Annotated in this window: 13 protein-coding genes; 4 read left to right on the top strand and 9 right to left on the bottom strand. The window is 69.8% G+C overall.

The window, feature by feature from the left end; translation table 11 throughout:
• Positions 1-39: 39 nt before the first annotated feature.
• The 3 genes from H488_RS21935 to H488_RS21925 all read right to left on the bottom strand — a co-directional run bounded on the left by H488_RS21935 (position 40) and on the right by H488_RS21925 (position 1934).
• Positions 40-345 (bottom strand): hypothetical protein, encoded by a 306-nt coding sequence (locus H488_RS21935; RefSeq protein ID WP_017832234.1) that lies wholly within the window; start codon positions 343-345, stop codon positions 40-42.
• A gap of 69 nt (positions 346-414) precedes the next feature.
• Positions 415-1314: a dihydrodipicolinate synthase family protein gene (locus H488_RS21930; protein ID WP_017832233.1), complete on the bottom strand. Its 900-nt coding sequence runs from the start codon at positions 1312-1314 to the stop codon at positions 415-417.
• A 71-nt stretch (positions 1315-1385) separates the two neighbouring features.
• Positions 1386-1934 carry a B3/B4 domain-containing protein gene (locus tag H488_RS21925; protein WP_373419171.1) on the bottom strand — a complete coding sequence of 183 codons (549 nt, stop codon included), beginning with the start codon at positions 1932-1934 and terminating at the stop codon, positions 1386-1388.
• Between the two features lie 312 nt (positions 1935-2246).
• On the opposite strand from H488_RS21925, the gene H488_RS21920 reads away from it, so the two are divergent.
• Positions 2247-3368: an MFS transporter gene (locus H488_RS21920; RefSeq protein WP_237740411.1), complete on the top strand. Its 1122-nt coding sequence runs from the start codon at positions 2247-2249 to the stop codon at positions 3366-3368.
• Positions 3369-3504: 136 nt separating this feature from the next.
• Positions 3505-4605: an IS30 family transposase gene (locus H488_RS21915; protein ID WP_373419172.1), complete on the top strand. Its 1101-nt coding sequence runs from the start codon at positions 3505-3507 to the stop codon at positions 4603-4605.
• Between the two features lie 143 nt (positions 4606-4748).
• Here the strand turns inward: H488_RS21915 and H488_RS21910 are convergent, their stop codons facing one another.
• From H488_RS21910 to H488_RS21900, 3 genes are all read right to left on the bottom strand, one after another.
• Entirely contained in the window at positions 4749-5624 is an 876-nt protein-coding gene (locus tag H488_RS21910; RefSeq protein WP_017832229.1) for an NAD(P)-dependent oxidoreductase, read from the bottom strand.
• Between the two features lie 35 nt (positions 5625-5659).
• Positions 5660-7087: a GntP family permease gene (locus H488_RS21905; protein WP_017832228.1), complete on the bottom strand. Its 1428-nt coding sequence runs from the start codon at positions 7085-7087 to the stop codon at positions 5660-5662.
• Positions 7088-7971: 884 nt separating this feature from the next.
• Positions 7972-8631, bottom strand: a complete 660-nt coding sequence (locus H488_RS21900) for a GntR family transcriptional regulator (protein WP_017832227.1) — start codon at positions 8629-8631, stop codon at positions 7972-7974.
• A 386-nt stretch (positions 8632-9017) separates the two neighbouring features.
• On the opposite strand from H488_RS21900, the gene H488_RS21895 reads away from it, so the two are divergent.
• Both H488_RS21895 and H488_RS21890 read left to right on the top strand, forming a co-directional pair.
• Complete coding sequence (locus H488_RS21895) at positions 9018-9881, top strand: transketolase (RefSeq protein WP_017832226.1); 864 nt, start codon at positions 9018-9020, stop codon at positions 9879-9881.
• Positions 9878-10909 (top strand): transketolase family protein, encoded by a 1032-nt coding sequence (locus H488_RS21890; RefSeq protein ID WP_017832225.1) that lies wholly within the window; start codon positions 9878-9880, stop codon positions 10907-10909. The genes H488_RS21895 and H488_RS21890 overlap by 4 nt, the downstream gene beginning before the upstream one ends.
• A 207-nt stretch (positions 10910-11116) precedes the next feature.
• On the opposite strand, the gene H488_RS36935 is transcribed toward H488_RS21890, so the two are convergent.
• From H488_RS36935 to H488_RS21875, 3 genes are all read right to left on the bottom strand, one after another.
• A complete protein-coding gene (locus tag H488_RS36935; RefSeq protein ID WP_017832224.1) occupies positions 11117-11371 on the bottom strand; it encodes a hypothetical protein in 255 nt (84 codons plus the stop codon).
• 75 nt (positions 11372-11446) lie between these two features.
• The gene (locus H488_RS21880) at positions 11447-12220 is read right to left on the bottom strand and encodes an SDR family NAD(P)-dependent oxidoreductase (protein WP_031282360.1); all 774 of its coding nucleotides are present in this window, start codon (positions 12218-12220) and stop codon (positions 11447-11449) included.
• Between the two features lie 29 nt (positions 12221-12249).
• Complete coding sequence (locus tag H488_RS21875) at positions 12250-13074, bottom strand: sugar phosphate isomerase/epimerase family protein (RefSeq protein WP_017832222.1); 825 nt, start codon at positions 13072-13074, stop codon at positions 12250-12252.
• Between the last annotated feature and the right edge of the window lie 322 nt (positions 13075-13396).

The raw sequence follows: 13396 nt of genomic DNA, 5'->3' as shown, positions 1-13396 counted from the left end.
CAGGTGAATCGGAGGGGACGGCCTGAGCTGTGGCCTGATTCAGATCGGGCGGGATCGATCGACGATGCTGGCAACGGCGGCGGCAGCGAGGACGGCGAGGGCGCTCCTGAGGCGGTCCGCCGCCCCGCGCAGCGGGCCGCACCTGAGGACCAGGCGCAGTGTCCGGGCCGGGATGGCGAGGACCTTGCGCCCGTCGCGGGCGGTGTCCAGGCGCCGGGCGATGAACGGTCCGAGCAGGTGGGAAGCGGTGACCGAGGCCCACAGTCCCGCCACCCATCCGGACAGTCCGCCGCCCCGGGCCACGAGCACGATGGCGTCCGCCGCTCCCCCGTCGGTGCTGCGCACCGGGGTCGCGGCGAAGACATGTCGCGCCAGTGCTGCGCCCCGGCGATCCGCCCTGCGGAGCTCCTGATGTCAGCGGTGATGGTCGAGTCCGAGGTCGCCGACCACCCGGGCCACCCGATCGCGCTGCCCCTCGTCGAGGCCCTGCAGGGGCAGCGGAAGACAGGCCCTGGGAGCCAGGCCCAGCTGCTCGGCGCACGCGGCCACGACCCGCAGGCTCCCGAACTCGGCGAACAGCTCCCACAGCGGTGCCAGCCGGTCGGAGGCTGCCGCGGCCTCCTCGGCCCGTCCGTCCAGGGCGGCCCGGGCGATGCGCAGGGCCGGGGCCGGCAGGGTGCCGGCGAGGACCGAGTACCAGGCGTCGCAGCCGGCGGTCAGTCCGGCGGCGGCCGTGGCGTCCCCGGAGATGCCGATGCTCACGTGGGCCGGGAGCACCGCGCGGATCTCGCGCACCCGCGCCCGGGCCTGCTGGGGGTCGGCGGGCACGCCGGGGATCTTGAGGGAGGCGATACCGGGCAGCTGCCCGATGCGGCCGTAGAGCTCGGTGGTGAAGGTGACGTGGGTGGTGCCCGGGTTGTCGTAGACGATCACCGGCACCGAGGAGTGCGCGGTGACGGTGTCGAAGAGCCCGACCACGTCGTCGTCGGTCAGCGGCTGATAGCTCATCGGAGCCAGCAGCACCGCGGCGGCTCCGGCCTGCTGGGCGTGCTCGAGGTGGGTGAGGACGTGGGAGGTGCGCAGGGCACCGATGCCGACGAACACCGGGACGTCCCCGGCGTGCTCGACGGCCAGGTGGGCGACACGGCGTCGTTCCTCGGTGCTGAGGTAGGCGTAGGAGCCGGTGGAGCCCAGGGCGGTGATGGAGTCCACCTGCGCCGCCGCCAGCCGTCGGATCAGGCCCACGTAAGCGGACTCGTCCACCGCATCGTCGGCCAGGGGGGTGAGGGGGAAGGCGCTCAAACCGGTGAACATGGTGCTGTCTCCTTCGGTGGAACGGATGGTGGATCGCGGCGGCACCGCCGTGGGGGAAGGGCGACGAAGGGTCATGACGGGTCCCCTGGGGTGTGCTGGTCGCCGGCAGTGAACAGGCGGCGGGCGCTCCGCACGTCGGGGCCGAGATCGGCCAGGCGGGAGGCGAGGTCCTCGGCGGCGTGCAGGGCCTCGTCCGTCATGGGCGCCAGCGCGTCGAGGATGAACAGGGCCGTGGTGGTCTCCGCTGTCAGTGCGGTGCGCCGGCCCTGGCGCCAGTTCCAGCGGCGGCAGGTCACCCCGGACTGGTCGCACCACACCAGCTCGCCGGGTTCGGGGTGCTCGATCACCGGTTCACCGCCGGCCACCGTGTCGAAGGGCTCTTGGCCGGTGGCGCGTACCAGTCGCGGCGCTCCGTGGTAGCCGGCCAGGTCCTCCCCGCCGAGTGGGATCTGGTGCAGGACCGAGACCGCGTTGTAGAGATCGGTCAGCCGGTTCACCCGCGGCAGCCCGGAGGCCGCTCGGCGCGTCAGGGCCTCCAGGCTGTTGCGCGTGCGCTGCGGTTTCGCCCCGAACGCCCGGTAGGCCTCCCGCCACGCGGCCACGTGCGGAAGCTGGTCCACCGGCCGGTCGGCCAGGGCACGGGCGGTGGCGGCCTCGGCTTCCTGCAGCAGGGCCTCACCGGCCGCATCGCTGGGGCCCGGCGCCCGTGCTGGCGACCGGCCCTGTCGCGATCCCCCAGGTCGAGGGATCGAAGGATGCCGGACATAGGCTGGCGTCATCATGTCGATCATCATTGTCCGCGACCAGCAGTCACCCGTAGGGCCGCTACGCCGCACAGCCCCCGCTGAGGCGCGCCACGATGACGGGGCCGTCGTCACGGGCCACGATCGATGGTGAACAACTCGGTCTGGCGGGCGCCGGGGATGCCGCTGATGCTGACGATGACCGCCCTGGGCTTCTCGGGATATGCCGCGCTGCTGGCCGTCGCGCCACTGTGGGCGGTGCACGGCGGCGCTGACACCGCCGGCGCGGGGCTGGTCAACGGCGTGCTCATGCTCTTCACCGTACTCACCCAGCTGTTCGTCCCCAGGGCCCTGCGCCGCTTCGGCTGGGCGCCGGTCCTCGTGGCGGGCATGCTCCTGCTGGGACTGCCCGCCCTGGCCCACGGCGTCAGTGACGCCCTGGGGCCGACCCTGGTGCTCTCCGCGGTGCGCGGGCTCGGATTCGGCGTACTGACCGTGACCGGCAGTGCACTGGTGGCCGAGCTGGTGGAGCCACAGCGTCGCGGGAAGGCGATCGGTGCCTACGGCCTGGCGATCGCGGGACCGCAGATCCTGTTCCTGTCGGCGGGACCCTGGATCGCCGAACAGCTCGGATTCTGGGTCGTGTTCACCCTGGCAGCCCTGCCCGTTGTCGCCGTCGTGCCCGCGATCGGTCTGGCCCGGATGCTGGACGGCGTCCCGGAGGGGGACGAGGAGGATGAGCGGGCGCCCTACCTGCGCCTCCTCCCTCCGATGGCGCTGCTGACCGGCGTCACCCTGGCCGGCGGCGCGCTGATCACCTTCATGGCCCAGATGAGCAGCAGTGCCGCGCTGACCGCCCTGGCGCTGCTGCTGATGAACCTCGCCGCCGCACTCACTCGTTGGCGGATCGGCGCACTGTCCGACAGGTACGGCCCACGCCGGTTCATCGCGCCGCTTGTGCTGCTGACCACGGCCGGCATGATGACCATCGCCTGGGCGGTCCGCGATCCCCGGGCCACCGAGGCCCCGATGTTGATGATCGGAGCAGCGATGGTGGGCATCAGCTACGGCGGCCTGCAGAACCTCACCCTGGTCGTGACCTTCCACGCCGTCAGCCGGCCGCACTACGGTACGGCCAGTGCGGTGTGGAACATCGGCTTCGACATCGGGACCGGTCTCGGGTCGGTCCTGGTGGGCATGATCGCCGCAGGGACCTCGTTCAGCACCGCGTTGTTGATCACGGGTGCGATCTCACTGCTGACTCTGCCGCTCGCGCTGCGGCGTCGCACCGCCGGGCCGCAGGTGAATTGATGCCGCAGACACTGCTGGCGCGGACGAGGAACCCCGGGTTCTTGCGGTGGTTGCAACACTGAGCGTTGGGGGTGGTGTTGTGGGTGGGTACTCGATCTTGATCAGGCCGGATCTGCTCCAGGTGTTTTGGGAGCGGATGCAGGCCGGGGAGTTCATCACCGGGGCGGTGGCAGCTATCCGTACAAGCCGGCGCACCGGGGCCCGGGTCCTGGAGGAGGCCGGTGGGGTGCGGCCACGCCGCGGACGCGACCTCAAGGGCCGGTGCCTGAGCTTCGCCGAGCGGGAGGAGATCGCCCTGTTGCGCGTTCAGGGACAGTCTTTGCGGCAGATCGGGGCGGCGATCGGCCGATCACCGTCGACGATCTCTCGAGAGCTGCGACGTAACGCCACCGCCCAAGGCGGCTATCGGGCCACGACAGCGCACGTGCTGGCCTATGAAAGAGCAGCGCGCCCGAAGCCGGCGAAGCTGCACACCCATCCCGAGGTGCGTGCGATCGTCGTGAGAGACCTCGCCAAGAAGTATTCGCCGGAGCAGATCGCTGGGCGCCTGCGACGAGAATTCCCCGACAAGCCGGAGATGTGGGTGTCGACCGAGACGATCTACCAGTCCCTCTACGTGCAGTCCCGTGGGGCCCTGAAACAGGAGCTGACCCGATACCTGCGCACCGGACGAGCTGTGCGCCGGCCCTGCCGCAAGGCCGGGCAACTCAAGAACCGGGTCCCGGACATGATCAACATCAGCGACCGGCCCGCTGAGGCCAAGGACCGCGCAGTGCCGGGCCATTGGGAGGGTGACCTGATCATTGGCAAGAACAATCAGAGCGCCATCGGAACCCTGGTGGAACGCACCACCAACTACACGATGCTTGTTCACCTGCCCGAGGGTTACAAACCCGAACAGGTCCGTGACGGGCTGGCCGCGAAGATCAAGACACTGCCGGAGGCGCTGCGACGGTCGCTGACCTGGGATCAAGGCACGGAAATGCGCGACTGGAAGCAGGTGCGGGTGGACGCCGGGATCGAGATCTTCTTCTGCGACCCACACTCGCCCTGGCAACGCGGTATCAACGAGAACACCAACGGCCTTTTGCGCCAATACTTCCCGAAAGGCGCCGACCTCTCAGCGTTCACTGCCGCAGAGCTCGACGCGGTCGCCGAGGAGCTCAACGACCGTCCCCGCAAACGCCTAGAGTTCCAGAAACCGATCGAAGTGATCGGCGACCTGCTGTTGCAATGACCACCAGAATCCGCCGAACCCCTACTGCAACGTTGGTCCGCCGCCGACCGGGCCGCAGGCCACGCGGCGATCTCTCTCGCCGCCTCGTGTCCGGGGCGCCGACCCATGGTGCTCGTCTGGACGTGGTGGGGTGGGCGGGCGGATCACCGCCGGTAGGTCTGGATGACTTGGGAGTCGTCCTTCCGGTCCCAGCCGGCGTCCTTGGCGGCCTGGTATCTCGCCTGGGCGGCGCTGATCATCGGGGCGTCGAAGCCGATCTCGTCGGCGATGTCCTTCACCAGGGTCGAGTCCTTCACGAAGATGCCGATGGTGCTCGTCACCTCGGCGTCCAGGCCCTGCAGCATGCGCGGGCCGCGGTCGGAGAGCATCCAGGACCCCCCGGCACCGCCGGCGACGGCGGGCAGCACCCTCTCCGGGTCCAGTCCGAGCTCCTCCGCGAGGGCGAGTGCCTCGGCGGCGGCCACGATGTGCACCGAGCACAGCAGCTGGTTGACCGCCTTGTAGGCCTGGCCCTGGCCGATCTCCGTGCCGCAGTCGATGATCGCCCCCAGTGCGTCGAGGACCGGCCGCACGTCGTCGATCGCGGCGGGGTCGCCGGCGGCGAACAGGCTGAGCTGACCGGTGATCGCCCGGGCGACCCCGCCGGTGACGGGCACGTCGAGCACGCTCACCGCAGGTGGGGCCGCGGCGGCCACCTCACGCACCGCACGGGGGCCGACGGTGCTCATCACCACCAGGACGCTGCCGGCCGGCATCTGCCGGAGCACCCCTGCCTCGCCCAGGGTGGCCGCCCGCAGCTGCTCCGGTGTGGCCACCATGCACACGACGACGTCGGCCGCGACCGCGGATTCCGGGGTCTCCTCGGCGCGCAGGCCCCGTGCGGTGGCCTTCGCCCGCTGCTCGGCGAACGGGTCGACACCGGTGACGTCGAATCCGGCGCCGAGGAGCTGCTCGGCCATGGGCAGGCCGATGGCTCCGATTCCGATGAAGGTGATCCGGGGCGGTGGAGCGGGTGACATGGGAGCCTCCTGAGGGCGTGACGGGCAGGGCATACTCAGATGAACAGGTCGAGCAGCAGGCACACGCCCAAGCCGATCACGGCGAAGGTGGACTGGGCGAGCGTGTAGATCTTGAACGTGCCCTTGGTGGTGAACCCGAGCATCTGCTTGAAGATCCAGAAGGTGTTGTCCGTGACGTGGGCGCCGAACGCGGCGCCGGTGCCGGCGGCCAGCAGGATCAGGATCGGCGCGGCCTCGATGGAGCCCATGATCGGGGCGAGCAGGGTCGCCGCGGTGATCGCGGCCACCGAGGCCGATCCCTGGGCGATGCGCAGGACGGCGGCCACGGTCCAGGTGAGCAGCACCGGGATCGCGGCATTGGCCTGGAAAAGGGCGGCCATCATGTCGCCGATGCCGACCTCGGTGATCACCTGGCCCAGGGACCCGGCCACGCCGGTGAACAGGAGGATCGAGCCGGAGGTCTGAGCGCCCCGCGTGAGCAGGTCGTCGATGCCGTCGCGGGTCACGGCGGGGACCGCCAGGACGATGCCGATGAGCAGGCCGATGAGCAGGGCGACGACGGGGCTGCCGAGGAAGCCGAGGACGGGGACTTCCTGGCCGATGAGTCCGGTGACGGTGTCCAGGATGATGAGCAGGATCGGCACGATCACGGGGAGCATGGCGACGACCAGTGGCATCTGCCGGGTCGGGGCGGTCACGGTCAGGGTGCCCGCCGAGGTGCCGGCGACCTCGGTGGTGCCCACGGTGGTGGGGCCCGTCTCGCGCTGGGTCTCGAGGCGGGCGCGTTCCTCCTCGATCGACTCGCCGAAGATGGAGTCGTCGAAGCTGTGGTCCTGGTCCGTGGCGGGGTCGAAGATCTTCCGCATCATCAGGTCGTGCACGAAGATGCTGGAGATGATGAAGAAGATGCCCAGGGGGATGCCCCAGATCAGCATGGTGCCGATCTCCACGCCGAGTGGTCCGGCGACGGCGATCGCCGCCACACCCGGGACCACGATGAGCAGCCCGACCTCGAGGCCGATGGCCAGTGAACCGGCCAGGGTGGCGATGCTCTTGCCGGTGCGCTTGGCGATGGCACCGGCGATCGGGGCGAGGATGACCAGGGCGACGTCGAAGTAGATCGACGGGAAGATGATGCCCGAGGTCAGTCCCAGGACGTAGGGCGACCGCTTGGGCCCGACGAGTTTCAGCAGCCCGTCGACGACACGCTGCATCGTGCCGGTGGCCGTCAGCGTGGTGCCGATCATGACGCCGAAGCCGATGATCAGGCCCACTTCGGCCATCAGCGCCCCGAAGCCGGCATTGACGGCGGCCACTGATTCGGTGAAGCCGAGCCCGGCGGCGACGCCCAGGTACAGTGCGCCGACGACGAGTGCGACGACGGGGTTGATCTTCGCCCAGACGATCATCAGGACGATGCCGATGACCGAGATGGCGAGATGGACCAGGACGAGCGTGTCCATGTCTGCTCCTCTGTGGATGACGCCGGACGGACCGGCAAGCGGATGGTGGTCGGGTCACACGGGCGGTGCTCCGCATGACGGAGGCGAGCAGGGCCGTGGCATGCCGCAGCGACCGGTGATCGGGCTTCACTGCACCGAAACACCGCCGCCTGACCCGACCGGTCCTACCACCCGAGAGCGGCGGTTCCCGGCACGGGCTCGGGCGGACGCATGTCTGTCCTCGGCCGGCTCACCACTGACCACGACTTCAGTTGACTGTTAACAGTCAACTGCTGTTGCTGGAAGTGTGGCACAGAGCACACACGAGACGCAATGATTGATCGACGAGATGGGATAGGTCCATCCAGCCCTGGTGACGGGCTTCTCCGGTTGCGGGGGGCGGCCCCTCCGGCAAACCTCCGCATGATGCCGCCCAAGAAGCCCATCGGTTCCCCGGCGCAGGCGGGAGCCGCAGCCAGAGCCGCAACCGGGCGAAGACCGGCAGCACAGCCGTGGCCCGCTGGACAGGGCGGACAGGCCGAAGTCGGCCGATGGGTCTGGCAGGCCCACCGTCAGGGTCCACGACGGGCTGGAGCACCAGCTCCCTGGGTCAGAAGGGCTGACAGCCGGGCGAGTTGCGGACGGCATACGGAGCCGTGCGATGTCTCCGGCCCGCAATATGCCGCGCGGGGGGATGACATGGCGCAGTTCGCGGGGTGCTGGTGCGGATCCGTCCGGGCTCGTCCGACCGCCCCCGTGGACAGAGGGGCTCGCGTCGACCGGTCAGCTCAGTTTCGGCGAGACGTCATCCGGTTCCGGGCCGTCGGCCCCCGGCTGGGCATCGCAGTGCCCGGGCCTGCGAGTCCGAGGCGATCGGCCGGAGGCGGCACCTCGACAGCCGGTGCTCAGGAGACGAGGTTGGCCGCGGCTTCGTCCATGTGGGAGAGCATGTAGTCGGCGGCTGCCGGGGCGTCCCCGGCCGCGATGACATCGACGATGGCGGTGTGCCGGTCCACGCGCATGTTGCCCACGGCCCGGTCCATGCCGGCCCACATGAACGACATCCGGATCGACCCCTCCAGGGCCTGCCACGAGTGCAGGAGCATGGCGTTGTCCGTGAGGCGGCACAGCGTTCGGTGGAAGTTCAGGTCCGCCTCGATCCGCTCCTCCAACGTGTGGCCGACGGCTTCATCCATGGCCCGCACCGCGTCACGCAGTGTGGCCACGGCCGCATCGCGATGCTCCGCTCGGCTGAGCGTGCGCACGGCCAGGGACTCGAGGGCCGCCCGGACGGCGAAGATGTCGACGATCTCCTTGGCATCCAGACTGCGCACGGACAGCCGGCCACGGGCTCCGGCGGCGATCAGCCCCTCCTGCTGGAGCTGGCGCATGGCCTCACGCAGGGTGCCCCGGCTGATCTGCAGCTGCTCGGACAGCTCCGTCTCCACCAGGTGGGTGCCCGGGGGCAGCTCGCCGGTGGTGATGGCCCGACGCAGCGCCGTCAGAGCCTGCTGGCGCAGGTTCACCTTGGCCAGTCCGGCCAGGGCCGCTGTCTGAGAGGTCATCGTGGTCATCCTTCGGAAGCTGGAGGTGGACTGGTCGGACGCGGCGGGGGCACCGCCGCCTCCTGCCGCGCGTTGAACGGAACCCCGGAAGTGTCGGCCCGGTCGGCTCCGCTGACGACATCAGTGCCATGAACGTACCGCCGCACAGTGACTGCGACTCACCCCTCGATCATACGGGCCCGGTTAACCGTTGACCGAGCCGGATGTGCGGGGGCGGCACTTCTCCGGGAGGATCAAGATGTCATCTTTTCTGTTGACTGTTAACAGTTGAACGGCGTACTGTGATGCCAACCACAGACCGTGTCGACAGGCACCAGTTCCGCGGCCACCAGGACGCCGTATCGCGCGACCGGCTGATCCGACCACCACCACATGAGGGGAAACCCATGCAGCCAACGACTGATATCGCTCCGGTCGAGCCCGAGCGTCTGACCCGGATCAAGGAGGCGGCCTTCCGCATCCGGACCAACGCACTGATCCAGGGCGAGGTGCAGGGGCAGGGCTACATCGGCCAGGCCCTGGACATCGCCGACGTCCTGGCGGTGCTCTACGCCGACCAGCTGAACCTGCGCCCGGAGGACCCGGAGTGGGAGGGCCGGGACCGGTGCCTGCTCTCGATCGGCCACTACGCCATCGCCCTGTACGCCGCCCTGGCCGAGGCGAAGTTCCTGCCGCTGGAGGAGCTGGAGACCTACGCGACCGACGACTCCCGGCTGCCGATGTCGGCGATGGCGTCCTACACGCCGGGGGTGGAGATCTCCGGGGGGTCCCTGGGCCACGGCCTGGTGGTCGCCAACGGCGTGGCCCTGGGGCTCAAGCGCAAGAACAACCCGGCGTTCGTCTACAACATCCTCTCCGACGGAGAGCTCAACGAGGGCTCCACCTGGGAGGCCGCCGCCGTGGCCGCCCACCACGAGCTCGACAACCTGATCGCGATCGTGGACTTCAACGACCAGCAGGCCGACGGCAAGAGCCAGGACATGCTCGGCATGGAGCCGATCGAGGGCAAGTTCGAGGCCTTCGGCTGGATCACCCGCCGGGTCGACGGCAACGACGTCGCCGCCGTCCTGACCGCCCTGGAAGAACTGCGGACCATCGAGGCGAACCAGCCGCGGTGCCTGATCGCCAACACCAAGCTCGGCAAGGGCGTGGACTTCCTGGAGAACCGCGAGAAGCTGCACTTCATGACCGTCGCCGCCGACGAGTGGCAGAAGGCCCACGACCGACTGAAGGAGTCGTCCCAGGCATGAACACCACCCCGAACACCGCCACCCAGAAGAAGCGGCTGACCTCGGACGCGATGAGCGCCTCCCTGGCCCGGGAAGGGCAGCGGACCACCGCCGCTCCCCTGGGCCACGCCCTGGTGGAGCTCGCCGAACGCGACGACCGGGTCGTGGGCCTGTCGGCCGATCTGGCCAAGTACACCGACCTGCACATCCTGCGCGACGCGATGCCCGACCGGTTCTACCAGGTCGGCATGGCCGAGCAGGCCCTGCTCGGGGCCGCCGCCGGGCTGGCCATGGAGGGCTTCGTGCCCTTCGCCTCCACCTACTCCGTGTTCGCGACGCGCCGGGCCTACGACTTCCTGTGCCTGGACATCGCCGAGGCGAACCTCAACGTGAACATGGTCTGCGCCCTGCCCGGGCTCACCACCGGCTACGGGCCCTCCCACCAGGCCACCGAGGACGTGGCGATCCTGCGGGGAATGCCCAACCTCACGATCGTGGACCCCTGCGATGCGGTGGACATCGAGCAGGCCGTCGCCCAGCTGGCCGCCCACGACGGACCCACCTACATGCGGATCCTGCGCGGGAAGGTCCCGCGGGTGCTCGACGAGTACGACTACACCTTCGAGCTCGGCAAGGCCAAGCTGATCCGCGACGGGGCCGAGGTCCTGCTGATCTCCACCGGCCTGATGACCGAACGCGCCCTGGAAGCCGCCAAGGCCCTGGAGGCCGACAAGGTGGACGTCGCCGTGCTGCACGTGCCCACCCTCAAGCCCCTCGACGAGGCCACCATCCTGGCCGAGCTCGCCAAGGACCGGCTGGTGCTCACCTGCGAGAACCACACCGTCATCGGAGGCCTCTTCGACGCGGTCGCCCACACCGCCGTCCGCGACGGCGTCCTGCGGCAGATCACCCCCATCGGGCTGCCCGACGAGTTCCTCGACGCCGGCGCCCTGCCCACCCTCAACGACCGCTACGGGGTCTCCACGACCAAGATCGCCGAGAAGGTCAGGACGCTGCTCCACCCGCGGCACACGGAACGCGTGGACTGAGCACGGCACCGAGCAGCACGGCACAGCGGTGGGGGCCGGACGGAGAACTTCTCCGTCCGGCCCCCACCGCTGTCGTTGCCCGGACCTCAGATGCTGCGCCGATCTCGCGACCCGTCCGATCCGGCCGACCGGCAACTCACCGCCCCGCGGTTCCCAGAGCGCCGAGCACGGCGCCTCTCCTGCCACGGTGCGGGAGGCCGGACCCGGTCAGCGCGGCAGCCTCCACACGGTGTGCCCGGAGGCCTCGACCATCATCCGATCTCGAAGTCGTCCGTCGAGGACCCACAGCACTCCCAGCCGGGGACAGACCGCGTCGACCTCTCCGCGGCAGTGAACCGTGTCCCAGGTCCGGATCTCGACGACGTCACCGACACGGAGGTCGGACACGGCACGGATCTGCACACCCGTCCCGGACGGGCGGCCCAGGGCGGCGGCGGAGCGGGGCTGGACGGGGCGAAGCATGGGTTCTCCTGGGTATGGTTCCGCCGCCTCCCCGCAGGTGCGGGGAGGCGGCGGGCACGTGGCGGGCAGAACGCTCTAGTGCATGTGGCTCCCGCCGTTGATGTCCAGCGTCACTCCCGTGAGGTAGGAGGAGTCCTCGGAGGCGAGGAAGGTGATGGACGCGGCGATCTCCTCGGTGGTGGCCGTGCGCCCGACCGGGATGCCCGCGGCGATGGCGGCCTCCTGCTCGTCGGTGCTGCCCACGCGGATGTTGGTGTCGACCGCCCCGGGGGTCACCGCGTTGACCGTGACCCCGGTCGTGCCCAGCTCGCGGGCCAGCGCCTTGGTGAAGCCCAGGATGGCGGCCTTGGCCGCGGAGTAGGGCACCTTGCCGAAGACCCCGCCGCCGCGCTGGGCGGACACGGAGGACATGTTCACGACCCTGCCCCAGCCCTGCTCGATCATCTCGGGCAGGAACGCCTTGGTGACCAGGTAGGTGCCGGTGGCGTTGACGTCCATGACCTTGTGCCACAGCTCCAGGGTGGTCTCCAGGAACGGGACCGGGGAGGTGATCCCGGCGATGTTGACCACGGCCCCCACCGGCGGAAGGGCGCCGGCAGCGACCTCGGCGGCCACCGCGTCGTGGGCGGCGGTCACCGAGGCCTCGTCCGCGACGTCGATCGCGTGGCCGAAGGCCGGCACGCCGCACTCCTGCCCGATGTCCTGGGCGACCCGGGCGGACTTCTCGGCGTCGAGATCGAGAATCACCACCCCCCATCCTTCACGAGCGAAACGGCGGGCTGTGGTGACTCCGATGCCCTTCTCGGACGTGGCTCCGGTGATGACGGCGGTGCGCTGAACGATCGACATGGTGCTCCTAGGGTGAGTGATGATGGGTTCTACAGCAGTGACGTGATGTGCGCGGCGGCCACGCGGGCGGCCGCCGGGCGCTGGTCGTGGCTGACGTCGCGGGTCTCGAGCTCGAGCGAGAAGTGGCCGGTGTACCCGACACGCTCCAGAGCCCGCAGGCCGGCGGCGAAGTCGGCCTCGCCGTTGCCGATGCTCAGGTTGATGTTTCCCGCGGTGGCGTCGCGCAGGTGCACGTGGGTGAGCTGCTCGGCGAAGCTCTCCACGAAGCGCACCGGATCCCCGCCGGAGGCCACGATGTGGCTGAAGTCCATGACCACACCCACGCCGGTGCCCTCGAGCTCGTCCGCCAGCCGCCGCGCGCGGTCCTCGTTCCAGCACAGCCGGAAGAAGTGCAACGACTCGCACCACAGCTCGACGCCGGCCGCCGCGGCCCGCCGGGATGCCTGGGCCAGTTCCCCGGCCACCGTACGGACGTCCTCCTCGAGGGAGCGGATCGGCTCGTGGTCCAGCGCCCCGCGGGGCAGGACGAGGGCCTCGGCGCCGACGGCGGCCGTGAGCTCGAGGAGCATGTCGAGGTGGTCCGCGCGCTCTGCACGCTGCGCCTCGTCCAGGACCACGTTGAGATCACCCACGTCCCCGTTGACCGAGCGCACGCGCAGACCCGAGTGGTGCACGTCGGCGGCGACCTGCTCGACGGCAGCGGCGTCCAGCACGTAGGGGACGTGGTCGCAGACCCCCGGCAGGGCCCCCAGATCGATCTCCTCGAAGCCGAGCCCTCCAATGGTGCGTAGCGCCTCGGGCAGCGGCTGGTGCCGGAAGCTGATGGACGAGCAGCCCAACCGGGAAGAGATCATGCGATGCCGTCCTTGCCTGTAGCCGTCGAGAACGTGTGCTGTGCATCACGCTATCGCGGCCGACTGTTGACAGTCAACATTCGTCATCTCGGTGTGACTCTTTCGTCAGGAAGCCAAAGGGCTGCGCCCAACCCGCGCGGGGACCACAGACCCTGGAATGCTGACGTCATGAACTCACCACAGGGGACTGATGCACGGTTCGGTGACACCTGATCTGTGGCGCTGAGAGGCGTCGATGGAAGGATGTACACCATGCCCAAGCCCTATCCCAAGGAGTTCCGCGACGACGTCGTGAACGTCGCGCGCAGCCGTGAACCCGGGC

It is taken from the genome of Kocuria sp. UCD-OTCP (assembly GCF_000349605.1).
GTDB classification, from domain to species: Bacteria; Actinomycetota; Actinomycetes; order Actinomycetales; family Micrococcaceae; genus Kocuria; species Kocuria rosea.
Note: the sequence above shows the minus strand (reverse complement) of the source record. Positions and strands in the feature narration are given on the sequence as shown.

Excerpts from the sequence above, each read along its gene's own strand:
- H488_RS21930 (WP_017832233.1), bottom strand. The coding sequence starts at position 1,314 with ATGTTCACCGGTTTGAGCGCCTTCCCCCTCACCCCCCTGGCCGACGAT.
- H488_RS21920 (WP_237740411.1), top strand. The coding sequence starts at position 2,247 with ATGCTGACGATGACCGCCCTGGGCTTCTCGGGATATGCCGCGCTGCTG.
- H488_RS21915 (WP_373419172.1), top strand. The coding sequence starts at position 3,505 with ATGCAGGCCGGGGAGTTCATCACCGGGGCGGTGGCAGCTATCCGTACA.
- H488_RS21910 (WP_017832229.1), bottom strand. The coding sequence starts at position 5,624 with ATGTCACCCGCTCCACCGCCCCGGATCACCTTCATCGGAATCGGAGCC.
- H488_RS21905 (WP_017832228.1), bottom strand. The coding sequence starts at position 7,087 with ATGGACACGCTCGTCCTGGTCCATCTCGCCATCTCGGTCATCGGCATC.
- H488_RS21900 (WP_017832227.1), bottom strand. The coding sequence starts at position 8,631 with ATGACCTCTCAGACAGCGGCCCTGGCCGGACTGGCCAAGGTGAACCTG.
- H488_RS21895 (WP_017832226.1), top strand. The coding sequence starts at position 9,018 with ATGCAGCCAACGACTGATATCGCTCCGGTCGAGCCCGAGCGTCTGACC.
- H488_RS21890 (WP_017832225.1), top strand. The coding sequence starts at position 9,878 with ATGAACACCACCCCGAACACCGCCACCCAGAAGAAGCGGCTGACCTCG.
- H488_RS36935 (WP_017832224.1), bottom strand. The coding sequence starts at position 11,371 with ATGCTTCGCCCCGTCCAGCCCCGCTCCGCCGCCGCCCTGGGCCGCCCG.
- H488_RS21880 (WP_031282360.1), bottom strand. The coding sequence starts at position 12,220 with ATGTCGATCGTTCAGCGCACCGCCGTCATCACCGGAGCCACGTCCGAG.
- H488_RS21875 (WP_017832222.1), bottom strand. The coding sequence starts at position 13,074 with ATGATCTCTTCCCGGTTGGGCTGCTCGTCCATCAGCTTCCGGCACCAG.